This is a genomic window from uncultured Paraglaciecola sp., from assembly GCF_963977085.1.
Classification (GTDB): domain Bacteria; phylum Pseudomonadota; class Gammaproteobacteria; order Enterobacterales; family Alteromonadaceae; genus Paraglaciecola.
Genome location: NZ_CAXBNC010000006.1, coordinates 22,490 through 43,947 on the forward strand (window position 1 = coordinate 22,490; position 21,458 = coordinate 43,947).

The window sequence follows — 21,458 nt, forward strand, 5'->3', positions numbered from 1 at the left end:
AAATGGAATGTGCACGTCATTCTGATTGGCCCTAGCATGGATAATTTCAGATGGTCTTATTCATGCCAACATATTAAGGGAGGCTGTAACCTAAAAATATAAGGTGAATTGTAAGGGTAGTTTTTTTATCGATAGACTGCTTGGTTAATGAACGATATGATAAATGCAAACTTAGCTATCAGTCAGTTATGGAGAACATCATGTACGCCAATTCTGCTGCATTTAGTCATGTTGGCGCCCGTCAGCAAGCTATGGGTATAGACACCCGAAAGACGTTACTTGTTGATCAATATGGTAACACTGTTGCCCATCCAAAAACTGGTGGCATGCTTGCCCCTCAAGAACATAAACTAAAGTCAGGTACCGTTATTTGGCGATTTGCAAGTAGTCAGGTTGACGTAGCACAAGCCATACTTGGGGGATGGTGGGTAGAATCAGGGGAATTTGAAAAACTTTGCAGTTTTGCTCAGCAAAAAAATGTGCATGTTGCTATGGCAGCAAGAGTACTTTGTTGTGTCCCGCCCGAATGGAGTGATATGGGGGTACTCATACGCGCTAGGGTAGATAAACCTTTGTTAGCATATAAAGGCTTGGGTAATAATGTATCGGTACAACACCCCGATGGCTTAGGGAGTGTAAATATGCAAGCACATAACAACATTGCCGCTAGGCGTTTACATCAATTATACGTTCCTGGTTTATACGACATCGCAAAAACAACACCATCCCAAAGGATCCCTGGGGCACTTTCGCTCGAACGAACCTGGAAAATCAGCAAAGAACAAGCGAATGGTGGATGGATTTATATTTAATTACGCTAGTGGTACGACAAAAACACCGCTATGAATTGAGTAATACTTGAACCCGAAGTGGGTAGTGTACCCAACAGAGCATGTAACTTCAGTTCTTAAGGAGCAAGGTTAACTTGGCGTATTTCACCCCTTCGTTCATTACAAATTAATGCCGTTGAGCTTGTGCTAAACTTTTTATTTTTTACTTTAAATGTGGATAATTTAAGCGCATAAGCAAACCCAGCTTGCCACACATCTACGTACATTTTATTTTCAAAGCCAGGCATATCATCAATGCTGACATTGTGAAGACAATCTTCATAACCAAGGTGGAAAACCCGATAAATCACTGACATAGCTTGCTCAGCACGAGCTAGAGTAATGCCTTTAAATTGCGCGTAGAGTTGCGTCGCGTAATCACGTTCTTTAGCTAATATGGCATTATAAATTTCATCAAGACTAAGTTGAACGGGTTCTGAAATGAAGGATTTGGACATTTGATCGCACCGTTGTTAAGACTGTAATAAAGTAAATTACTGTTATTATATACAGTGGTTGTGTTTAATCAATCTGCATTGTTAGTTTATCTTCAAGGAATACTTTCATTGTAGTCATGATTGGGCATTTTGAGGAGGCTGTGCATTTAATAATTGTTGTCTCAATTAAAGCTAATCAGCGCTAACCTCTATTGTTGTGTTCACTCTTAGCTTTTGGGATACGGGTATGGACGAATTGTCGATGGGTGTATTGCGTAGCACAACAAATATGACTATTGTGAACTCACATTATCGATTAAATATAAAGGATAGTATGAACAAGTCATTGTTAGTCATAAGTGCATTTTTATTGTTAGTTGTTGCTCATTTGGCAACTGCAAAAAACATTTTAGTCAGTAATGAAGCACAATTAAACGCAGCCATTAAAAACGCCAATGCAGGCGATAATATAGTCTTTAAAAACGGGACTTATCAAGACATCGAAATTGAGTTCTATGGAGAAGGCACTGCAGAGAACCCAATTGTTTTAAGGGCGGAAACCGCGGGTAAAGTGTTCATAGAAGGGCAATCAAACCTCAAAATTGGCGGTCAGTACCTTTTTGTAGAAGGCCTACATTTTAGAAATGGTTACACACCATCAAAAGCCGTTATTCGTTTCAAAATTGATGATGAAAAAATTGCCTTCCACTCGAAAGTAACCAACAGTGTTATTGAAGAATTTACGCAATTAGATCGAGATGTGTCCGATCATTGGGTAGAGTTTTGGGGGCAACACAATGAGTTAAGTAACAACTATATTGCCGGTAAATCAAACTTTGGTCCCACAGTCATGGTGCAGTTAAAGGGTAATCAACACGTCAATAACCATCATCAAATTGTGAATAATCATTTTGGACCAAGACCAAGAAAGGGCGGCCCTCATGGTGAAACCATGCAAATTGGTGATAGCAGCACGTCAATGACACCGTCTTACACCAATATTGAAAATAACTTTTTTGATCGTTGTAATGGTGAAGTCGAAATTATTTCAAGTAAATCTAATTTCAATGTCTTCAAACACAATATTTTCTTTGAAAGTGAAGGCTCTTTAGTGTTGCGTCATGGCAATTACGCCACCATAGATGGCAATGTGTTTATTGGTGATGGTGAATCAGAATTTTTTGGTGGTATTCGGGTGATCAATACCGGTCATTGGATCACCAATAACTATTTTTATAAACTAAAAGGTGAAAAATTCAGAGCACCAATTGCTGTTATGAATGGCATCCCTAAATCACCATTAAATAGATATAACCAAGTGACTGATACTGTTGTGGCTTACAACTCTTGGATAGAGTCGCCCACTCCTTGGTATTTTAGTGTTGGCTCAAATGTTGATCAAAGTGCCGTTCTGCCAAAATCTGAAATACGCTCAGCACGACCTATTCGTACGCTCTTCGCCAATAACCTAATTTATAACTCAGCCAAAGCAGAATACCCCATTTATCATTACGACAAAGTGGATGGAGTGACTTTTAAAAACAATATATCTAATCATGATAATAAAACAGACGTACAATCAGATGGCATTGTTAAACAAGCATTAATAATGAAAACCATATCTGACGGTTTTTTAGTGCCATCCACTAACCACTCTGAGGTTTATAACGGATTTGATTTTGATAAGATCGAAACAGATTTATTTGGAGCTAAAAGAGCATCAAACCAGGCGGTTGGAGCCACTATCAGTCCACTGTCAAAAAACAGCGTATTAGTTGATAAAACAAAGTACGGAACAACGTGGTTTTCTGCAGAACAGCAACCTAGGGAATCTAAGGTGTTTAAGGTTGCTAACTCAAGTGAGTTATCTAACGCTATTAGAAGGGCAAGCTCTGGTGATGTTATTGAGTTAACGACTTCTGACTACTCAGTTACAGATACTCTAGATATTGATAAAAAAATTACCATTGTTTCGGCTGATAAAAACAATAAATCGACCATTAATTTCACTGCAAAAAATACTGCTTTTTCTATGCAACCCAAAGGGCATTTATTATTAGATCACGTTATTATCAAAGGAAATAAAAATCAGAATGCATTTACTACTTTAGATAAGTACATGTCTAAAGCGTATGATTTGTCGATTAACAACTCTGAAATTTCTGATTTTAAGAATGTCTTGGAAGTCTCTAAAGGTTCATTTGCTGACAACATAGTGGTGTTAGATTCAATCATCAAGAATACTCAAAACGGTTTTCTATTAAATCAAGAAACTAACGACAAGGGTGATTACAACTCTGAGTTTGTTACCATTAAAAACACTAGCTTTATTAATGTTTCTGGCTCAGTTATAGATTATTACCGAGGTGGTTATGACGAATCGACTATTGGTGGAAACTTAGTTTTTGCAAATAATACTGTGACTCAATCGGGTGAAAAGGGTGGCACCCTCATTAAGAATCGAGGAATAGTGAATTTAGTACTAGAAGGCAATACCTTTAAAAATAACCCTGTTAAATTGATTGCCATCCTTTGGGGTGATAAAGGGCAGAAACCCGTTGATAATAAAATTAGCAACTCAGGCAAAGTGGAAATTGTACAAAACTTAAAATTAAAATTGATGTACTGATTTTAATCGACTGAATATTAGCTCCTGATGGATATCAGGAGCTAAACACTTCAAATAAAGTTGTCTGAGTAGTGACAGCCAAAATAACTACTAGTGTTTGATTACCCTATATTTTAGCGGCTCATCTTTAATTCGTATTTTTTTCGTTGAGTTTTCTTGCAGCACTTGGATGCAACTTTGTTGCCAAATAAAAAGGCAATTTGTCACATTATGCACTGTAGATAATACTGAAAAAGTGTCTTAGGTAATTGGTGACTGATGTGCCAGAACCTGGCGGTTTATTGTTAACCGGATGGGGTTTTCTAATTATGTTCCGCAAAAAAATCAAAACTCAATTTATTCGCAACAAATAACCTGTGGACTCAATAGGCGCCTTCTGAATAGAAGCGTCTATTTGTCTTTGTAGCGGAATCATCACAGCAAGCCTAAAGAATCAAAACCATTATATTGACGTCTTTTATTTAGACGTGCGTACAATTTTAGCGACCGAGCTTGCCGTTGCCGTTAGCTGATTATCTTGATTATAAATTCGACCTTCCATAAAGGCTGTTTTGTAGCTCTGTTTTATGACCCAACCTTCAACACGAAGCTTTCCAGCCCGAGTGGCTTCAAGGTAAGAAGTTTTAATTTCGAGAGAGGAAACATTTATCATCTCTTGAGCGCCAATAAAAATAGCATGACTCATTGCGGCATCAAGCATGGCAGTAACAAAGCCTCCTTGAACGATATCAATTGAATGGCAAAAGTCTTTGCTGATATTAAATTCAAAGGTACAAGCGGTTTTGTCAGCATCAAAATCAATTAGCTCACCACCCAGCATGCCAATGAACTTGGGGGCTTGAGCGTTTATTTGTTGCACTATCTTGTTTTTATTATTCATATATTTCTTGGTTCTGGTTGCTATTAATTAACCACACTGCGTAGCATGGCGATATATCCCGAGGGTAAAGGTGTGTGTTTATATGCGCCTTTAGCTACTAGCCAGTTGTGCATTTTTTTGAGATTGTAGGGGGGCACTGAGGGTAATAAATGATGTTCAATATGATAATTCACATATACCGGACAGACTATTATTCGCTCCCACCAACTTGAGAGTGTGGTGCGAGTATTTTCAAACATATTGCGACTCAGTGGATTGGGTACGGCTGCATGTTCACCTACATGGCGGATGCGTAAAAATAGAAAGTAAGTGGTGTTGTAAGCCAGCAACCAAAGCAAATATAGCCAAGGAACATGAGCTAAGTAACAGCTTAAGAATAACATCAAATTGACTGCCAAACCTCTACAAAAGGCGATGTTGGTGACCATGCTTTTGTTGTCTTGCGCTCTTGTTTTCAGTATATAAAACCAAAATTTGAGTGCAGTTAATCCGCTTAAGTCCCGTAATATTTTACGGAATAACGACATTTTACTGACGGGATAACCGGCATAGTTTCCTAGGTCGGGATCCTTAGCCGTGCCTACGTCTTTGTGATGAAGGCTATGTTGACGCGAATAAGTCTGCATATCAGAGAATATAGGGGCTGCCGCCAACCACGTGCCAACAAACTGATTGAGTTTGCTAGATTTGAAAAGGCTGTTATGACCACAATCATGCATTAGAATCGCAAAACTTAGTTGCCGCCCACCAATTATTAACACCGCCAAAATGATAGTGACAACATTAGTCCATATGGCTACCAGTGCCATGGCTGCTATTACCCATGCCCAACTGTTCATTATCAATATAGTGGCGCGTAGGTTATTTTTGGTCATCAATTGGAGAATTTCTTGCCTGCTGAGGATGTCATGGGCTTTCATCTATTTCTCCTCGTTTTGATAATGGTTAGGCTCTAAGGCGTCGCCCATAAACTGGGTCCAAATTTTATGGCCACAGGCATCATATTCACACATGGCATGACGCAACTCTTCTCGCTTAGGAGTACAAAACATTTCGTCAGGGAGCAGCGGGTCTTTAACTAGTAAATTAATGGTTTCTCCACCAATAATAAAACTTTCCCGCAGTGCATCTTTAATCTTGAGCTTATGGAGACGCGCTTTACTTTTGGCTAATTTGACTAGTTGCTGTTCGTAAGTGAATTGTAAGTCTTCGGTGTTCCATAGGGTACTTTCCCAAATAAACTGCTCGGGATAAGGTATATCAGAAGCCTTAAATAATAAGGCTTCTTTTTCGAGTCCCACTAACTGATACAAGTCTCGTAAATCATTCAAGGTAGGAAGCAAATTATTCGGGCGAACCCAGACTTTGTTTTTGGCCTTGCGGAATCCAAAAAATTGCAAAGTTGTTTGGCTTACTGTGCGAATTGTACGGTCGGGGTTGCTCGGCAATATAACCATTAACCAACCATCAACTTGCCAGTCTCCTCGTCGTAAGTCTCCTAGCCGCCACTGCTCAATGTAGTCACTCAATAAGTCTGTATTTGCACTCAACCGATAACCACTGCTACCGTCGGTTTCTAGTTTTCCTGCACTAAGGAGTCGAGTTAGTGCCACCCTTACAGTGCTGGCTTTAAAATCAAATAACTCTCCAACAGCGATCAATTTTGCCGATTGGCAATAATGTCCACGGGTTAATCGCAACACATTAAGAATGATGGATTTAGGCGTGATGTGAGTTTTAATATGCATTAGCCAGCCTGTAAGAGAGTTGAAGTACCTAGTATTACTATAAAATACAAAATATGCAAATTGATGTAATATTGGCAAGTGGAGGTATTAGTCCATCGCTGTAAAAAGCAAATTAGTAAATGATTGAAATGAAAATATGTCCTTTATTAAAAGTACAGTGCTAGTGAATAACGGGCAGTTATCCTTTCTTTGAGTCTTTAGATAGGGGAAGGGAAGTTAAAAACCTTATTTAATAGCGGCGTTAAGTATGCTCTTAAGCCGCTATTAAATAAGACTCTTGTCTTAGATTTTTAGCTTTACGTTGATACGAACCTTTGCCTTTTTTGGCTTGCATAACTTGTAACTTATACTGCTTTGATGTGACTAACGCGGCGAGAAAATTATCTTTAATGATTCCGCGCCCCAAATCTGTTGCACTGGTATCGGCTTTCGCTGATGACTTTTTCTGCTTACTCATTTTTTTATCCTTTAAAGTTAATGCATCACACTAAAATAATGCCTACTTATTATATCGCTTATTGCCTAGAGGATAATAGAGGGGACCTATAATATATATTTACCAATCTAGAGGGGAAAGGGAGGTTACAATTAGCTTTCGCAAAGGGTTAAAGTTGCTAAGGTTTGGCAACTATCAGGCGTTCTACTTGTCAATAGTGGATAGCTTTGAATATGTCACTAAAAACAGGTCGTTGAACAAGAATGAAGAGACATCATACTGAGGTAGTAAATGCATAGAGCAACAAAAGCAGCGCTAATATCTGCGTTTATCTTCCCTGGTTGCGGGCATTTTTTCTTAAAAAGCACCTTAAGAGGGGCGGTATTCTCTATATTTTCAGCGGGGTGTTTGTACGTTTTAATGACCTTTGTTATGGGTATTGCTAATGATATTAGTGAAAAGTTAGTCAGTGGGAAAATGCCATTCGATATAAGCAGAATCATGGCTGAGATATCCTCGCAACTATATGGTAGTGCGAGTGAAGCGCCGCACCTTGCGAGTCTTCTATTACTGGGATTTTGGGGAGTGGCAATTATCGATTCCTTTATTCTTGCTCGAAAATTACCTGAGCCCATAGAAAACAGTAAAAAATGATATCCACGGTGAATGCTGGTTTATCACTCTTGTTCCGTTTTAACGACCCCGAGTTTCCTCGGGGCATAAAACAGTCCCATTAAGCAACAGTCTCTAGATCATGTCTTTAAAACGGTTTGTAATTTTTAAGTTGATCGGCTTGGCGAATCCCGGTACGCGAATTTCTTCATTGGTCATCTGAATGTTGTTCTCGTCGATCAGATCCTGACCAAAATGATAAATGGTATCAAATTGCCCTTGATTGGCTTTGTGGTCATAGACGTTAGCATTTTCACGTACTTGTTCTCTGCGAGCCTCGTAAGAAGCAATGTCAGCAGCGCTGTATTTTTTGGCTAACATACCCTCGACAATGTTAGGCGACAATACTGACGCTGTAGCATTATTGCCACCAAACCCTTTAGAGTTCAAAAAAGCGACATCGACATTTCCGGCGCCTTTATTAATGTCAGTGGTTGAAATATGCAAACGTGCATCAAATACATCGTCTGCTACTTTATCTATGGTTTTAATACCGGGGATAAAGCCATGTTTAAACACACCTAAACTCACCATCAGTTGCTCACCACTGGCGGGAGCGAGCGAATGGCCCACATAGGCTTTTGGCGCGGTAACTGGCCAGTCTTTAATATTAAATAGCTTGGCCACTTCATCAAAGATCCGCGACTCAGTGATGCGGTTGGCAGGCGTACTCGAACCATGGGCTTGAATAAATGAACGTTCACGAATCGACTCGTCACCTACAATCGCTCTCGCAGCAGCGACCGCTTTAGCCATAGTGATGTAATTGCCAGGACCCGGTGCAGATATGGATTTTTTATAACCATCAGCATTAATAAACACATCACTGACTGCGCCATGAATATCCGCGCCTAACTTAATGGCTAAGGCATCATCCATTAACACTACGTATTGAGTGGATTCGGCTATGGTGAAACCACAGTTTTCGCCGAATGGTCTACTGGCGCGGCGGTGATCGACTGTGTCAGTTTGGTCTAAACGTTTTAAATTGTCTTCACTGGCCAGCGCGCCCATAGTGGCATAACCATCAATGATTTCCGGTAATACTGGGGCCTCGGCATTGCCAACAACCGCCACCCGACGTTTGCCATTATTGATATCTTCAATTGCCGCTGCAAGGTTATAAAGGAAGCTGGCACACGCACCTGCAATGGCACTAGTGTGGCCTACGCTCCCTAATACATAAGCATTCACAAAATCAGCTGGCATGCTGTTTAAACCTAAAGGACACTGCTTAGTGCTGACTCGGCCACCTTTTAACCGTGACTGCAACATGCCACCGTTGCCATTTTCATCAAGTTGCGACATACCACTGCTGGCGTAAACGCCTATTTCGTCAGGTTTGACAGCGTCCACAACTGTTTTCCACTCCATGCCCAATGAGCGAATGGCGTCTGAAGCACCCATGATAGCCATTTGTAAACCACGGGGATGGAAGCGAGCATTATAGTGATCTTCAGGGTTAAACCCTGTTGGTAGTTGTCCGGCAACTTTTACTGAACATTCACGATAACTATCAGCCTTGAACTCAACTTCACCGATAATTTCAATTTTAACTGTGTCTTTATCGATATCACTCATCTGCCAGTTAGCAGGCAAAGGATCAGGTAACTGTTTGCGACTTACCTCAAAACAAATACCTTGTTTATCAGTGGAGCGTAGAGAGAGGTTTTTCTGCCAATGAACAGCGTCAACATCAAAGTGACTTTTTTCAATCTTGCGAATAAGTGTCGAATTTAGTATTTGCTCTGAATAATGCTCAACAACTTCTTCAGGAGTTAAAGATTGTTCGTTGTTGTCAATATAGATCCCATTTTCGCAGCGCACTAATTTCATCATAGTGGCCAAACCTAGCATGGTTGCTTGACGTTCACTGGCAGCTAAACTTTCAATCACCATTCGTTTGTAAGCGTGATGAAACGAACTGCGACCTGCGGCGTTAAAGCCACCAAATCCAACGATAACGGGCAATAATGACATACATAAAATACCTAAAGCTTGAATGAACAGCAGTGTAATGCCTTGGTTTGTGTTCTGGCAGGGTTATATTGGCCATAAGTCTTGGTATTTTAGCCAATGTTTCGGTATCTTTGCAGAATATACAGTAAAAAACAAAATCGACTTGTGCATAAAATTACCTTTTTACTTTGTGACAATATGCTGGCTACCAGCACTACCTTGCCTTTTGAAATGTTAAGGGCCGCTGAAAGTGCGGCTCGTGTAAAAGGTGGTAGCCATGCTGAAGCCGTGCTGATTCAAACTACTGCGATCAATAAGTTAGCCGTTAACACCAGTATTGGTTTTTCATTAATGCCCGATACTGAACTGCAAGAGGTAGGCAACAGCGATATTATTTACCTGCCAGCACTATGGCGAAACCCGCGGCCAATTGTGAAAAAACACCCAGAAATATTAGATTGGTTGTGCACAGCATATGAAAATGGCGCGATGATTTCTGCGGTGGGCACGGGGTGTTGTTTCTTAGCCGAGGCGGGGTTGCTCAACGATAAACCCGCAACTACACACTGGCATTATTTTGATCAGTTTCAACGAGACTATCCGCGGGTTAAACTCAAACGCCAATATTTTATTACACAGGCTGGCAACTTGTATTGCTCGGCCAGCGTAAATGCAATGGCTGATCTCACAGTACATTTTGTTAAACGACTCTATGGTGAAGCCATAGCCAGTTTTGTTGAGCGAAATTTTTCACATGAAATCCGCCGTTCTTATGAAAACACCAGTTATTTTGAAGGTAGCACCAAACAGCATCCCGATGAGGAAATAGTGCAGGCGCAAATATGGTTGCAAGATAATTATCATCGCCAGATTAATTTGAGTGAAGTGGCAACACGTTTTGAGATGAGTGTACGTACTTTTAACCGTCGCTTTAAAAATGCCACAGAACAAACACCGCTACAATATCTACAACGAGTAAGAATAGAAATTGCCAAAGATTTATTGCAAACCAGCAATCTAAACGTCAGTGAAGTAGCAGACAAAATTGGCTACCAAGATGTAGGGCATTTCACCGCTTTGTTTGTAAAACTACTGGCCACCTCGCCTCGTGAATACCGAGCAACAGTGCGGGCTAAATTGTTTACTGCTGATTGAGTTTCTTAGTTTCTACGGCAACTTTAGTTAAGAGAAAATCAGGGATTTTCGGTACTTATCGTTATGCGCCAATACCTGTCATTCCTGTGGTAGTTTGAAGCAAAAATATTGAACCTCGGAGGACACCGGGTGTCGCGCACACAGAGCACAGAGCACAGAGCACAGAGCACAGAGCACAGAGGAAAAGATATTTAGGGTCTTTAATCTCTTTTTTCTGTGCAGCGAGGCGCTCGGCACCCGGTGCTCGGCACCCGGCACCCGGTGCACTCTGTGGTGAGAAGCTTTAGTCATTTGCTTTTTATTATTACTATTCTCTGCTTATCGCCCAAACCCGAATTACTCAAATGTGCCATTTCCCGACAGTCATGTCTCGCTTGCCGAGTTAGCGTTTATAACAGATTGCAGACGGTAGATATTCGAGAGGATGTCACTGACTGCAATCTAAGTAAACCTGCAATAGGCGTGAACGTCGTCGGCTGTCTTCTGATCGCTCAAAACAGTCATTCACCAAAGCAATAAACGGTATTTAAACTTCTAAATTGAAGTGTTCAATGAGCAAAAAGAACTATCTGGGTGATTATCCACACTTACCCCGATAAAGCGGCCAACTGCCTTTTACAGTTTGTTGGTTTAACTGGATGTTATTCAGAAGTAGTGTTTGATCAGTCACTTGGTAGTTGGCTCTTAAATTCACTAAAGGCGCGCCTCTTAAGGCAACTGTTAAATGTTGCGCTAAGCGTAAATCTATTTCCCTTGGAAACAATCTAATTGGTGTACCTGTTAGGGCATAGGCCGTTAACCAGTGTTGTTCTTTTTGTGACAAATTACCTTGGGCGACGCGTATCCAGTCACTGTAATTGCTTAAACTAAACTGATTGACCTTAGTGATATTGTTGTCCATTAACACCGCAAACTGCATGCCCGCACATTGATACATAAAATCTAATGCGGCACGGTTAATAGACATATTTTGTGGCCAGGCAATTTGTATATCTACTCCCTGATCACTGAGCTGTTGGTAGACCTGTTGTACTTGTTGCTGGTTTGTTGTGGGTGATTGTGTCACTTTTTCATTTTTGGGTTCTGGCGGCTGTTCTTCAGCTTTTGATTTTGTTGTTGTCGTTGTTTGTGCCTTGGCGAGAGCTTTGGGCACAGGCGGCAGAGTTAGCTGTTCAATCACAATATTACTGATTGGCGGCTTTTCGCTAATTTTGGGGTTATTGTCAACTTTGTTTTTGTTGTATTGCAACATCACTGTTGCCAGCCACAGTATAAAAACAATAGTCAACAAGCTGCGAAAAACAGCGCTTGCAGGCCAATTATTGTTTTGTAAAAAAAGCATTTAACTCAGTTTACCAAGGCTTGTAATGACGACATTTCCATTCTGTCAGCAATGTCTTGTAACCTAGCCTGACGTTGACGTTGACGTTGTAACTGGTTGTTTGAGGCGGCAGCAAGTGCCTCTGGGGCTGCTGCATTGATATCAACGTTTTGTTTGTTAGTGGTGTTTACTTTTGCTGCTTCAGGTTGATTGTAAGGGTGTAGGGTGACCACGCCATCTGCCATACTTTGCTGCTTTTGGGCAACACGGCCCATTATCAGTTCATTTTCTAGCTCGGCAATGCGATCTTCAAGTTGATCGATTTGTACTTGTTGTTTTTGAGTCAAGTCTTGTGCGAGTTCGGTGACCGTGTTTTCGAGGTTTTGCGCCACTTGGGTGCTCACCTGGTGTACTTTTTCGGCTGTCTGTTGGATTTCTAATTCTGGCTCACTTTCTTGTAACCAAGCTTGGCCTGCTGGGGTTTGCATAATTAAATAGACGGCTCCGGCTAGTGCGGCGATAAAAAATAGGGTTTTCATGGGTTATTCCTTCTCAATTTTTGTATAGCGTAAGCTGACCCAAGCACGCAAAATGGCGGAGCTGGGTAGGCCTACAACTGTAGTCATAAAAGCCATTGAAAATTGCTTAGTTAACTCACCAATGATGCCATTCACTGAGCTTGGCGTGAGTGGTTGGTCTGACAATGTGCCTATGCCTAAGCTGATACCTAACAAGGTAAAGGTTAGAGCCAAGGTTGAAATACCATTGGCGGCTTGCATGCCTGCATCGTAAAAAAACGCGTTGTTTTTGCCGGCTTTAATGGATGCACCCGCCACCACCGCCAGAGAAAACAAGCCACTAAAGATGATTACAAAACTCCAACTAAAGACGTTTTGTAACCAAGTGACTAAATCTAACACCGGCATTTGGGTGAGATAACTGGCTAGGGCTAACAAGATAATGCCGGTGCCAAAAAACAAACCAATGGCATGGCTGGTTGCTGGCAAGACTTTATGGACAAACATTATCTGTGACCTGCTTTAGCAGATAAAATACTGCCTGAGGTTAAACGCAACTCAGACATCCAATGGGACAAAGGTGGCAGGCTCTTTTCGGCGCTAGAGTGCACTAAAAAAGTCAGCTCGTATTGATTAAAGGCGTTTTGTGCCAGTGCGTTATTACTTGAGGTGACTCTGTCGTCGCGTAATACCATGCGCTCAATATCCACCAAACGGCGGTAGATACTTTGTACCTTTTGTTGACGTTGATTTAGGTCTAGCGAACTATCAAGTTGTGCACTTAACAACGCCGCTCGTTCTCTTTCTAAATTTTCTAAGCTAAATAAACTGTTAGCGAATATTTTGGGGCTAATTAAACTCGCCACTGTGGCAATTAAAAGTAATATTTTCATGATGGTTTCCTGTTAAAAAATGGCCTTATAAAAACATGTCGGCGACATCTGCTGGTTTAGTGCGGTTACGTTGCGTTAACTCGGTATTTTCATCGCCAAAGCTGATTTCATATTCCAGTGCTTGGGCATCCAGAGCGACCAATTTCGCCATATAACTAAACATCAAGGCTTCTTGATCTAATAACGATTGTTCTGTGGAGGCTTCCATTAACAATTGACGCACGTATTCTTCGCTGGTCACTTCTACGTCACCCAAAGTAGGGGAGGCATTGGCTTTATGTTTTGAGATGGCATTTTTTAAGTCTTCTACTTTCGCCAAATTTAAAGCAAACTCATCGGCATAAGGAGAACGTTTATCTAAGCCTAAATGTATTAAGCTGTTGTCTACCTGCGCCAAAACCTTTTGCATTCTTTGGCGGGCTTGGTCTTGTTTTTGTTTGAGCTGGTACACTTCGCCTTGAGAGGCATTGCCATTTTTATTACGTAGTTTTCCCAAAACGGTTTCATATAAGCGTTGTTTTTTGGCTAAGGCATTTTGACGTAATTCTTGGGTTTCTTGCATTAAGTCTAAGTACTCTGACTTTTGCTGAACTAACTCAAATCGTTGATCAATCAACTCGTCACCTTCACTTTCAGAAATCAACTCTTGCAAGGATTTTAACTGCGAAAGTTTGCCTTGCATTTGTTGCTCAAGTTCCACTAAATGTAACGCCATCGGCGAAGCTTCAAAGTCTTGTTGAATGCGTTTTTCAATAATGTTGGCAGGCAATTTAATTAACTTATCACTTGCTACTGGATCCCAATTACGGCCTTCACTTGCCAACACTAAAGGAGTGCAACTAAGGCTTAGGGTTAAAATAAGCGACGATAAAATGTTACGAGTGTTCATATTAGATGCTCCTGTTAGTGGCTTAACCAGTATTGATGGCGCTCTATTTCAGTACGTAATTCGGCACTGATATTCAAAGCGGCAAGCTGGTGGCGCGTCAATTTTTGTTGTTCGAGTAAGGCTGTGGCGGTGTCAAAAAATGAGCTGTAGTCAGCAAAAAACAAATCTTTGTTCGGGAATTTTGATTGAGTTTTTCGAAGCGCCACATGAGCTGCGTTGATATCGCCGCCTTTCACTAAGTTGATCACCGACATGGCCATTAACCGCAAGGCTTTGTCGGCATCTGGGTGGCCACTGGGAAACTGAATACCATTGACACAGCGCAACATCACCTTAGCAGAGGCTAAATACTGAGCCGCCTGTCCAGATTGTTGTGCAAAACTATCCATTTCCATTGCCTGTTGTTCACACGCCCCATCTATGGATTGGTAATAATCAGTGGGTATATAAGGGGCGTGGTTGCTGTTATTACTAATAGGCAAGCTAGGCTCACTTTTAGTCGTAGACGAGCAGCCACTGATAAACGTGGCTGCGAATATCACAGCCAGCACTCTAAGGGCATATTGGGTTGATAATAAGTAGGTCATAAATCACTCCTGTTACGGTTGTAACTTTGGCTATAAAAACCTTTGAGGAATTTTTTGTTGGGAAAGGAAAATTTGTTGAATTCGAGGTTTGCGTTTTGATGCTAATGTGGCCGCTGACATGCTTAGAATAGAGGTTTCTGACCTTTGTTTAAAAAGTGACTTTGTTTTCGTTCTCCTCTTGGTTGTTTTAATTTAAGGGAGGGTAATAAAGTTCACCTGTACAATGACTTAGTGGCTGTGTTAGAAATGGCCAATAGTAATCACAGTTTGTGGGGGCGTTTAGAATGAAAATGGTTTATACACATGAAAGCAGCATTCTCGTAAATAATGCGAAAAACTTACTGGGTAACGAAGGTATTTCTGTTTCTGTTAAAAACGAGCATGTCTCAACGGGGGCGCATCCTCATCTGGCATACATGGAATTATGGATTAACCATGATTCAGATTACGTTAAAGCGATGGAATTATTGGCCACTGTTGACTGTAAAGACTCTTTAAAAGACTGGGTGTGCTCAGAATGTAATGAAACAAATGATCCATCTTTTGAAATTTGCTGGAATTGTAGTAAAGAAGCTCTGAAATGAATCAAAATTCATACAACAAACCAATTATTCCAATCTCATCTCGCTGTGCTCGTTTCCCTGGAATTATGGGACGTTATAAGTTTATTTAGCCCATTATTTACCTTGGTACGAACATGTAATACTAATAGCTAAAGTTAGATAATAATATGAGTATGATAAATGTTCACCTTAATGACAATTTGGATACGCCTCTAGATTTTCTCGCAAAAAACTCGATAGGAGCAAAAATTATCTAATCAATCAGGCGATCAAGGAATTTTGGCAAAACAATCACTTGAAGATACTAGATGGCAAGATACGCTTGTGGCACTTGAGTCTTTAAAATTAGGTCTGACTGTAGATGAAGCAGACGTTAACCCTTGGTTTAATAGCTGGAGTGCTGGCGCGAGAACTTCTTCTCCAAAACCATGAATGCCAAATATTCACCAGAATCGATTGAATACCTTCAAGAAGGCGTTCAGAAACTTAAACAATTCTCTCAGATTGGCCTACCAGTTTTAAAAGCTTCTGATCCAGAAAACATTCGTGATCTTTATGTTGGTCAATATACGATTCGCTATTTATTTTCCGCTGAGGTCATTTATGTTTTGAGAGTTTGGGACGGAAAAGAAAATGATAAAAATTTATAACAAATCGCCTGTATTGATGCCTCAAAGGCAGCGATTTTTGCGGGGTGGTAAAATGAAATGGCGTTAATAATCAGGATTGCTCTCAGGTTAAAAGAGAGTGTCTTCATGCAGTGTACAGTGAATGGTTGCTAGAAAATGGTCCTTAGTCTCTGTATAACTGACATGTTATCTAAAAGCCAATCACCGTCCGCCTCAAAACCTTGGCGTTTTCAGGTGTTTTTCCCACTATCATAATTTTCTCATTAATTTCCATAGGGATAGGTAAATGAATACATTTCTATTTTCAAACTTTCTCAAGCCAATGCTAATCGTTAGCCTCTCAATGATATTAGTTCAATTCTCAATAGGAATATCACAAGCAAAGCCAACTCTTGATACACCCACAACTCAGTCTTTAAGTGAGCTTGAAGCATTTATAGGAGAATTTTCTAGGAAAAAGAATATTCCAGGAGTGGCAGTGGCCGTAGCTTCGAAAGGAAAATTACTGTATTTCAATGCTTATGGCATGGCGAATGTGGAGTTATCTGTGCCTGTTTCCGACAAAACTGTGTTTGAAATTGGCTCTATCAGTAAACAGTTTGTATCCGCTGCTACCATGCTGCTGGTAGAGCAGGACAAATTAAAGGTAAGTGATCCTATTCATCTTTATCTTCCTTTTTTGCCAAGTGAATGGTTGGGGGTGACTGTTCATCAATTATTGACCCACACTTCTGGGATCCCTGACTACGAGGAAATTGCCAGTTATGATATTTATCGCCTGCGGGTTACCCCAGAGGATATAATTAAAATTGCACAGTCTCGCCCTATGGATTTTGAACCAGGTACAGGATGGTATTACAGTAATACCGGCTATTATTTGCTGAGCATGATAGTTGAAAAAATTGAAGGTTTGCCATTAGCTAAGGTCTTAGAAAAGCGTATTTTTGCCCCTCTTAAAATGACTCAGACGCGTATGGCGGATCCTGAGGCAATTATTGCTCATCGTGCCTCGGGGTATTGGGTGAATAAAACCAATGACCTTATCAATAGAAACCCTACCGAAACCTCTTCTACGTTAGGGGCGGGAGGGCTACTTAGTTCGGTGACTGATCTTGCAAAATGGGATAAGGCGCTGAGTGATGACAGCGTGTTAAGTTCGCAGTCTAAAGAGCAAATGTGGAGTGAAGTTTTAGTTCCCCGTGGCAAAAATCCCCATTATGGATATGGTTGGGAGCTTGAAGATTTTGAAGGGCTACCGGCCACCTTTCACTATGGGCAAGTTGCAGGCTTTAATACAGAGTTTGTACGTTTAACTGAGCAAGGTATTGCTATTATAGTATTCACTAATCGATACCGGGTGAACGTCGAACCTATCACTAAGAAAGTGTTATATACCTTTATACAGGGTTTAAAGTCAGTAGATAAAGATTAAAGCTATGCATATTTTATGTAGCGCCACGTTTTAAAAACTGCATCTAGACTGATTTATAGATTGTTACCATTATAACTTGTTAATAAGGCTGTCACTTTTGATCTTATCTAAAATAGTCGATTAAATGGCTGTGGGTGGTATGGCTATTGTTGCCTTAAAGTGCTTGGTTGGGGTATGACAAAAGTTATTATCCCCAGCGAAAGGCCGATCAAGAACGCCTAAAATTGCCAATCATTATTTCCTCTCAGTGCCCGCCGCCTCTATGTTGTGCCTTAGTATTTTTATCTCAAAACATTAACTTTTTACACTATTAATCAATTAATTCATTTTTTTTGGGAATAAATCTATTTTTAATTCGTTACCTCAGTGTCATCTAAATAAAACACGAGGAAATGAAAATGACTAAGTTAAATAAAATAGTAAATATTATGGTAATCGCAGGTGTAGCACATTTTTCTGGTTCAGTTTTGGCCGCAAATGTACAAGTGAGTCAAAACACTCAATTCAGTCATCAAACAAGTGTGTCGCAGAATATGGATACTGAGCAGGGCAATTCAGATGCAAATGTGCAAACTGATACGGCAGCAACTAATGACACTCAAGCTCAAGCGAATACCGACACAAGTTCTGAGCAACAAACAACTGAGACAACGGCCGAAAAAAGCTCAGAGTCTGCGAGTCAAAACAGCACTAACCTCAGTTATGATGTAGCAGCTGAAAATAGTCAAAGTCTCACTCATTCTGCTGGTCAATCAACGACTGTGTTAGTCAATAACGGTTTGTCTACAGTGTCGGCACTGACTGTGCCCAATACATCGGCAGTCAACACTTCAACAACAGAACAGTCAGAAATAATAGCAGAAGCCGAGTCAATCGAAGACACCGATACTGAAACTGCTGACATGCAAGAAGCCTCTGAACTAAGCCATAGTGTTTCATTAGCTCAAGTGACAGACATCACTCACTCGGCTGGCCAATCAACGACTGTGTTAGTCAGTAATGGTTTGTCTACAGTATCGGCACTGAGTATGCCTAATACATCAGCTTCTATGGCAGAACAGTCAGAAGTAATAGCAGAAGCCGAGTCAATGGAAGATACGAATACTGCCACCTCTGACATGGTAGAAGTCTCTGAACTCAGCCAGAGTATTGGGTTAACTCAAGTGACAGATATCTCTAATAATGTGTCGGCCAATCTAGCGCAACTAGCCAGTGCAGACGTGGCGTCGCAGGCAACTCAAGTTATTGAACAGTCTGTCAGCACTTCGATTGCCGAGAACATAGTAGGTAATGCAGAGAGTTCGGTATCGGAAACTGTGAGTAGTCAAATTAGCGCTTTAGTGACAGATCAGGTGAGTAGCGAAGTTGCCACAGTGACCGCTGCCGAAGTGGCAAATAGCATCAACAGTGACCTAGACCTAGGCATCTAATAACCCTTGCGTTCTCTTCAACTTTACGCCGGCTGTTAGCCGGCGTCCTTCTCAGCTTTTTGGTGATCAACATGAAACTATCTCTTAATAATATAACTTGTGCTTTGGCCTTAACTTCGAGCTCTTTAGTGTGGGCTGACAATCAGTCTGATTTTATACTTAACGCTGAGTTAGGCGCAGGGCTAATCCATAATTCTGCTTTAAGTGTCGACGAGTTAGATGATGTCTCTTCACAAAGTGATTCGGGTCATGAATTATACGGTTCGATAAAGGCAAAGTGGCAAGCAACAGATAAAGCGAAACTCATGGCAAGTTACGCTTACAATCAAAAACAATATAGCGAATATTCTCAGTATGATTTGGCTTTACATCAAATAAGTGTAGATGGAAGTTATCAGTTACAAAGCAGTGAGCTGGGCATGCGAATCGATGCCGCAAGTGCAGACTTAGCAGGCGATACGTTTTTAACCTATCAACAAGTGAGTGTGTACCATGGCAAATTTTTGCAGCCCGAAACCTATCTGCGCTCTAGCATTAAACACAAAGTTAAATCTTTTACAGAGTTACCCTCACGGGATGCCAGTGGAGTAGGGGCCAATGTTGACTTGTTCCATTTTCTGAATGGTGCCAATACTATGCTATTGCTAGGGGTCAATGCCGAGCAAGAAAATGCTGAAGAGCAACAATTCGATTATTGGGCTGTGGGTTTTAATACCAAAGTAACCCACAAATTTGATGTGTTTGGTTTGTCGTCAAAAGTAGGCTTAGGTTTACGTTATCAGAAAAAGGACTATCAAACCTTTAACCTAGAATCCCAGCAGGACAATGAAAATATTGAAAGAGACGAAAACAGAAAAATAGTAGAGCTTAACTGGCAGTTGCATGTATTAGATAATTTGTCTGTTAATGCACAATGGCAATATGGAGACTACCAGTCATTAATCTCTAGTCAGACCTATGAACAAAATATTACCAGCGTCAGACTGAATTATTCTTTTTGATGCCTATTAATTGCCCCATATCCATAGATAGGGTCCCTACCTTTGGGTCCCATATCTACGGCTTGTTTAGATAAGTTTGTCAGTACCCCCTCCCTTTTTAAGCCTTCAGACGTACTCTGCTTTGCTAGTAAACATGCCAATGCCGCAGACACTACAGGTGCCGCCATAGAGGTACCTGATTCTTTGCCTAAGCCTTGTTTTGCTTGAGCGGTCAATACATTCACACCTAATGCAGCATAATCGATGTAATCGCCACGATTAGACCAACGATAAGGTTGATTCGAAGCGTCAATTGCACTGACAGCCGTTACCTCGGCATAGCCTGCTGGGAAAACCGGTGTGGCCGCTGGGCCTTCATTACCAGCTGCAGCCACAATAAAAGCGCCTTTATCGGTTGCAGCAGAAATGACCCGCTGCAAGATATTATTATCTGGGCCAGCTAAGCTCATATTAATCACCGCTACTTTTTGTTCAACTAACCAATTAAGGGCTTCTATCATGGCACTTAACGTGGCGCCTTGGGTATAATTAGATTGCTGATAAAACACTTCAGCCGAGTACAGTTGTGCATTAGGTAATAAAGGTGAAAGCTGCTCCGCTTCGCCAACAAGTACACTGGCCACTGCGGTTCCATGGTGAGAAGGCGAGGTTAAACCGGCAACTAAAAATGATTTTGCTGTGATGTGTGCTGCTTTAAAGGCTCTGTGTTGTTGATTAATGGCGCTGTCTATCATGCCTATATTGACGGCAGTATCACAAACCGAAGCTTGGCTCGTGTCGGGGACAGTGTCTGTGTCAGTGGGAGTATTTTGCGCTTGATAAATATGATTACGGTCGAGCGTCGCTAGGCTCTTTTCGGTTAAATGTTGTGCTAACAGTGATTTGCCGTCAAATGTCTCTGGTACAGTAAAGTGCAATAGGCTAAGACCCAAACCTTGATACACTTTGCTTGATTCTATTGTAGCGCCTAACTTAATTAATGCTTGTTCACTTTTAGCGTCGGCTAACACCATCCATTGGTTTTTAACAGCGCGCCAGCCATCTTCTACTTCCACTTCTATCAATACTGGTTTGCTGATATCGGTGCCAATAGGCAAGATTTTGGGTAATTGGTTTAGAGGTTTTGTGATCACATCTTTGATAGGCGGTAAGCTAGACAAAGCAAAGGGAGGCTCAATTTTTGGCTCTGTTAGGCGATCGCTTATAGGTTCAATAATGACAGGTAACTGGCCCACCTGGTTTACAATACCGTCTGTATTAACCAGTTGTGCAGATGATATTTGGCTAAACGCCAGTAAACTAAAGAATGTAACTTTGCTTAATGTCATAGTGACCTCGTGCTGAAAACAATTAAATCTAAAGAGTTAACGTTTCAGCAAAAAATAAATTTCATTTTTTTTGGAATAAAAATACAGCTCATCCGTTACCTTTGTAAATGAGCAAAAAAAG

The 21,458-nt window shown here is 40.9% G+C and carries 23 protein-coding genes; 10 read left to right on the forward strand and 13 right to left on the reverse strand.

Features of this window, described 5'->3' with window-relative positions:
• Positions 1-200 precede the first annotated feature (200 nt).
• Complete coding sequence (locus tag AAC000_RS08850; protein WP_339721923.1) at positions 201-812, forward strand: hypothetical protein; 612 nt, start codon at positions 201-203, stop codon at positions 810-812.
• A 95-nt stretch (positions 813-907) separates the two neighbouring features.
• Here AAC000_RS08850 and AAC000_RS08855 read toward each other — a convergent pair whose 3' ends face one another.
• Positions 908-1,288: a hypothetical protein gene (locus AAC000_RS08855; protein ID WP_339721925.1), complete on the reverse strand. Its 381-nt coding sequence runs from the start codon at positions 1,286-1,288 to the stop codon at positions 908-910.
• Between the two features lie 226 nt (positions 1,289-1,514).
• On the opposite strand from AAC000_RS08855, the gene AAC000_RS08860 reads away from it, so the two are divergent.
• A complete protein-coding gene (locus AAC000_RS08860; RefSeq protein WP_339721926.1) occupies positions 1,515-3,896 on the forward strand; it encodes a chondroitinase-B domain-containing protein in 2,382 nt (793 codons plus the stop codon).
• 457 nt (positions 3,897-4,353) lie between these two features.
• On the opposite strand, the gene AAC000_RS08865 is transcribed toward AAC000_RS08860, so the two are convergent.
• The 4 genes from AAC000_RS08865 to arfA all read right to left on the reverse strand — a co-directional run bounded on the left by AAC000_RS08865 (position 4,354) and on the right by arfA (position 6,981).
• Positions 4,354-4,776, reverse strand: coding sequence for a PaaI family thioesterase (locus AAC000_RS08865; RefSeq protein ID WP_339721928.1), 423 nt, complete (start codon positions 4,774-4,776; stop codon positions 4,354-4,356).
• Positions 4,777-4,799: 23 nt separating this feature from the next.
• A complete protein-coding gene (locus AAC000_RS08870; RefSeq protein ID WP_339721930.1) occupies positions 4,800-5,696 on the reverse strand; it encodes a fatty acid desaturase family protein in 897 nt (298 codons plus the stop codon).
• Positions 5,697-6,524, reverse strand: coding sequence for a transcriptional regulator (locus AAC000_RS08875; protein WP_339721932.1), 828 nt, complete (start codon positions 6,522-6,524; stop codon positions 5,697-5,699). It abuts the gene before it with no gap.
• 253 nt (positions 6,525-6,777) lie between these two features.
• Entirely contained in the window at positions 6,778-6,981 is a 204-nt protein-coding gene (arfA, locus tag AAC000_RS08880; RefSeq protein WP_339721934.1) for an alternative ribosome rescue factor ArfA, read from the reverse strand.
• A 270-nt stretch (positions 6,982-7,251) separates the two neighbouring features.
• Between arfA and AAC000_RS08885 the strand changes: the two genes are divergently transcribed.
• On the forward strand, positions 7,252-7,614 hold the full coding sequence (locus tag AAC000_RS08885; RefSeq protein ID WP_339721936.1) for a hypothetical protein: 363 nt from the start codon (positions 7,252-7,254) through the stop codon (positions 7,612-7,614).
• A gap of 93 nt (positions 7,615-7,707) precedes the next feature.
• Here the strand turns inward: AAC000_RS08885 and AAC000_RS08890 are convergent, their stop codons facing one another.
• Positions 7,708-9,612 (reverse strand): beta-ketoacyl synthase, encoded by a 1,905-nt coding sequence (locus tag AAC000_RS08890; RefSeq protein WP_339721937.1) that lies wholly within the window; start codon positions 9,610-9,612, stop codon positions 7,708-7,710.
• Positions 9,613-9,756: 144 nt separating this feature from the next.
• Between AAC000_RS08890 and AAC000_RS08895 the strand changes: the two genes are divergently transcribed.
• The gene (locus AAC000_RS08895; protein ID WP_339721938.1) at positions 9,757-10,746 is read left to right on the forward strand and encodes a helix-turn-helix domain-containing protein; all 990 of its coding nucleotides are present in this window, start codon (positions 9,757-9,759) and stop codon (positions 10,744-10,746) included.
• A gap of 577 nt (positions 10,747-11,323) precedes the next feature.
• Here AAC000_RS08895 and AAC000_RS08900 read toward each other — a convergent pair.
• The 6 genes from AAC000_RS08900 to AAC000_RS08925 form a co-directional block, all read right to left on the reverse strand.
• Positions 11,324-11,998: a hypothetical protein gene (locus AAC000_RS08900; RefSeq protein ID WP_339721940.1), complete on the reverse strand. Its 675-nt coding sequence runs from the start codon at positions 11,996-11,998 to the stop codon at positions 11,324-11,326.
• 95 nt (positions 11,999-12,093) lie between these two features.
• The gene (locus tag AAC000_RS08905; RefSeq protein ID WP_339721942.1) at positions 12,094-12,606 is read right to left on the reverse strand and encodes a DUF2730 domain-containing protein; all 513 of its coding nucleotides are present in this window, start codon (positions 12,604-12,606) and stop codon (positions 12,094-12,096) included.
• 3 nt (positions 12,607-12,609) lie between these two features.
• A complete protein-coding gene (locus AAC000_RS08910; protein WP_339721944.1) occupies positions 12,610-13,092 on the reverse strand; it encodes a hypothetical protein in 483 nt (160 codons plus the stop codon).
• Entirely contained in the window at positions 13,092-13,478 is a 387-nt protein-coding gene (locus tag AAC000_RS08915) for a hypothetical protein (protein ID WP_339721946.1), read from the reverse strand. The genes AAC000_RS08910 and AAC000_RS08915 overlap by 1 nt, the downstream gene beginning before the upstream one ends.
• A 25-nt stretch (positions 13,479-13,503) precedes the next feature.
• Entirely contained in the window at positions 13,504-14,367 is an 864-nt protein-coding gene (locus AAC000_RS08920) for a hypothetical protein (RefSeq protein WP_339721947.1), read from the reverse strand.
• Between the two features lie 14 nt (positions 14,368-14,381).
• Positions 14,382-14,954, reverse strand: coding sequence for a hypothetical protein (locus tag AAC000_RS08925; RefSeq protein ID WP_339721949.1), 573 nt, complete (start codon positions 14,952-14,954; stop codon positions 14,382-14,384).
• A 290-nt stretch (positions 14,955-15,244) separates the two neighbouring features.
• Between AAC000_RS08925 and AAC000_RS08930 the strand changes: the two genes are divergently transcribed.
• The 6 genes from AAC000_RS08930 to AAC000_RS08955 all read left to right on the forward strand — a co-directional run bounded on the left by AAC000_RS08930 (position 15,245) and on the right by AAC000_RS08955 (position 20,009).
• The gene (locus tag AAC000_RS08930; RefSeq protein ID WP_339721950.1) at positions 15,245-15,538 is read left to right on the forward strand and encodes a DUF2007 domain-containing protein; all 294 of its coding nucleotides are present in this window, start codon (positions 15,245-15,247) and stop codon (positions 15,536-15,538) included.
• Between the two features lie 258 nt (positions 15,539-15,796).
• Positions 15,797-15,949 carry a hypothetical protein gene (locus AAC000_RS08935; protein ID WP_339721952.1) on the forward strand — a complete coding sequence of 51 codons (153 nt, stop codon included), beginning with the start codon at positions 15,797-15,799 and terminating at the stop codon, positions 15,947-15,949.
• Positions 15,946-16,167, forward strand: a complete 222-nt coding sequence (locus AAC000_RS08940) for a type II toxin-antitoxin system RelE/ParE family toxin (protein WP_339721954.1) — start codon at positions 15,946-15,948, stop codon at positions 16,165-16,167. The genes AAC000_RS08935 and AAC000_RS08940 overlap by 4 nt, the downstream gene beginning before the upstream one ends.
• A gap of 265 nt (positions 16,168-16,432) precedes the next feature.
• Positions 16,433-17,578 carry a serine hydrolase domain-containing protein gene (locus tag AAC000_RS08945; RefSeq protein ID WP_339721955.1) on the forward strand — a complete coding sequence of 382 codons (1,146 nt, stop codon included), beginning with the start codon at positions 16,433-16,435 and terminating at the stop codon, positions 17,576-17,578.
• 398 nt (positions 17,579-17,976) lie between these two features.
• The gene (locus AAC000_RS08950; RefSeq protein ID WP_339721957.1) at positions 17,977-19,008 is read left to right on the forward strand and encodes a hypothetical protein; all 1,032 of its coding nucleotides are present in this window, start codon (positions 17,977-17,979) and stop codon (positions 19,006-19,008) included.
• A gap of 71 nt (positions 19,009-19,079) precedes the next feature.
• A complete protein-coding gene (locus AAC000_RS08955) occupies positions 19,080-20,009 on the forward strand; it encodes a hypothetical protein (protein WP_339721959.1) in 930 nt (309 codons plus the stop codon).
• Here the strand turns inward: AAC000_RS08955 and AAC000_RS08960 are convergent.
• On the reverse strand, positions 19,997-21,337 hold the full coding sequence (locus AAC000_RS08960) for a S8 family serine peptidase (RefSeq protein ID WP_339721961.1): 1,341 nt from the start codon (positions 21,335-21,337) through the stop codon (positions 19,997-19,999). The two genes, AAC000_RS08955 and AAC000_RS08960, sit on opposite strands and share 13 nt — an antisense overlap.
• Positions 21,338-21,458 lie beyond the last annotated feature (121 nt).

Bases quoted from the DNA above. Each gene is read 5' to 3' on its own strand.
- AAC000_RS08850 (WP_339721923.1), top strand. From the start codon at position 201: ATGTACGCCAATTCTGCTGCATTTAGTCATGTTGGCGCCCGTCAGCAA.
- AAC000_RS08855 (WP_339721925.1), bottom strand. From the start codon at position 1,288: ATGTCCAAATCCTTCATTTCAGAACCCGTTCAACTTAGTCTTGATGAA.
- AAC000_RS08860 (WP_339721926.1), top strand. From the start codon at position 1,515: ATGGACGAATTGTCGATGGGTGTATTGCGTAGCACAACAAATATGACT.
- AAC000_RS08865 (WP_339721928.1), bottom strand. From the start codon at position 4,776: ATGAATAATAAAAACAAGATAGTGCAACAAATAAACGCTCAAGCCCCC.
- AAC000_RS08870 (WP_339721930.1), bottom strand. From the start codon at position 5,696: ATGAAAGCCCATGACATCCTCAGCAGGCAAGAAATTCTCCAATTGATG.
- AAC000_RS08875 (WP_339721932.1), bottom strand. From the start codon at position 6,524: ATGCATATTAAAACTCACATCACGCCTAAATCCATCATTCTTAATGTG.
- arfA (WP_339721934.1), bottom strand. From the start codon at position 6,981: ATGAGTAAGCAGAAAAAGTCATCAGCGAAAGCCGATACCAGTGCAACA.
- AAC000_RS08885 (WP_339721936.1), top strand. From the start codon at position 7,252: ATGCATAGAGCAACAAAAGCAGCGCTAATATCTGCGTTTATCTTCCCT.
- AAC000_RS08890 (WP_339721937.1), bottom strand. From the start codon at position 9,612: ATGTCATTATTGCCCGTTATCGTTGGATTTGGTGGCTTTAACGCCGCA.
- AAC000_RS08900 (WP_339721940.1), bottom strand. From the start codon at position 11,998: ATGTTGCAATACAACAAAAACAAAGTTGACAATAACCCCAAAATTAGC.
- AAC000_RS08905 (WP_339721942.1), bottom strand. From the start codon at position 12,606: ATGAAAACCCTATTTTTTATCGCCGCACTAGCCGGAGCCGTCTATTTA.
- AAC000_RS08910 (WP_339721944.1), bottom strand. From the start codon at position 13,092: ATGTTTGTCCATAAAGTCTTGCCAGCAACCAGCCATGCCATTGGTTTG.
- AAC000_RS08915 (WP_339721946.1), bottom strand. From the start codon at position 13,478: ATGAAAATATTACTTTTAATTGCCACAGTGGCGAGTTTAATTAGCCCC.
- AAC000_RS08920 (WP_339721947.1), bottom strand. From the start codon at position 14,367: ATGAACACTCGTAACATTTTATCGTCGCTTATTTTAACCCTAAGCCTT.
- AAC000_RS08925 (WP_339721949.1), bottom strand. From the start codon at position 14,954: ATGACCTACTTATTATCAACCCAATATGCCCTTAGAGTGCTGGCTGTG.
- AAC000_RS08930 (WP_339721950.1), top strand. From the start codon at position 15,245: ATGGTTTATACACATGAAAGCAGCATTCTCGTAAATAATGCGAAAAAC.
- AAC000_RS08940 (WP_339721954.1), top strand. From the start codon at position 15,946: ATGAATGCCAAATATTCACCAGAATCGATTGAATACCTTCAAGAAGGC.
- AAC000_RS08945 (WP_339721955.1), top strand. From the start codon at position 16,433: ATGAATACATTTCTATTTTCAAACTTTCTCAAGCCAATGCTAATCGTT.
- AAC000_RS08950 (WP_339721957.1), top strand. From the start codon at position 17,977: ATGACTAAGTTAAATAAAATAGTAAATATTATGGTAATCGCAGGTGTA.
- AAC000_RS08955 (WP_339721959.1), top strand. From the start codon at position 19,080: ATGAAACTATCTCTTAATAATATAACTTGTGCTTTGGCCTTAACTTCG.
- AAC000_RS08960 (WP_339721961.1), bottom strand. From the start codon at position 21,337: ATGACATTAAGCAAAGTTACATTCTTTAGTTTACTGGCGTTTAGCCAA.